At 55.3% G+C, this 758-nt stretch carries 1 protein-coding gene; it reads left to right on the top strand.

Annotated features, from left to right (window positions below; all coding sequences use genetic code 11):
* Positions 1 to 51 precede the first annotated feature (51 nt).
* Entirely contained in the window at positions 52 to 585 is a 534-nt protein-coding gene (locus tag ACYP2A_RS21645) for a transposase (protein ID WP_459747956.1), read from the top strand.
* Positions 586 to 758 lie beyond the last annotated feature (173 nt).

Raw genomic sequence — 758 nt, forward strand, 5'->3', positions numbered from 1 at the left:
TGATCTGCACCCCAAAAGTTGGACACCCATCTGACTTTCTGGGGTGTTTTCATGGGCAAGTACTCTACGCAGTTCAAAATCACAGCGGTCAAGGACTACATCGACGGCATCGATGGATTTCGCAAGGTTGCCAAGCGACAGGCCATCGATGTCAGCCTGCTTCGACGCTGGGTCGCCAGCTATCAAGCGCTAGGCGCTGCTGGACTTCGTTCTCGAGGGCACCATTACAGCGCGGCATTCAAGCTCTCGGTCATCCAGTGTCGGTATGAACAGCAGCTCTCCCTACGAGAAGTCGCAGCCCGATTCGGCCTTGGCTATTCCTCCTGTGTGGGCATTTGGGAACGCCAGTACTACAGTGGCGGTCTTTTAGCCCTTAACGCGTCCAAACGAACGAGGAGCGTTACCATGCCCAAGAAGCAATCCGCTCATGACGTCCACGCACAGGACGACGATTCGAAAAGCCTGGAACAGCTCAAGGCAGAACTCGAATACCTGCGCATGGAGAATGCCTACCTAAAAAAGCTCGAAGAGGTAAAGAAGGCGCAGAGCCAGAGTCCTCGGCCAGGGAAAAAACCCTCACCGTAGTAGCGCTGAGGCCGGTATTCCCTCTGGAGGGCTTGTTGAAAGTGGCCAGCCTGGCGCGTAGCACGTTCTATTACCAACTTGGTGTGCTTCAAAAGCCTGACAAGCATGCTTCGCTGAAGGCAAAGATTCAGGCGCTCTATGCTCTGCACGAGGGGCGGTTTGGCTACCGCCGG

It is taken from the genome of Pseudomonas sp. 3A(2025) (genome assembly GCF_054589175.1).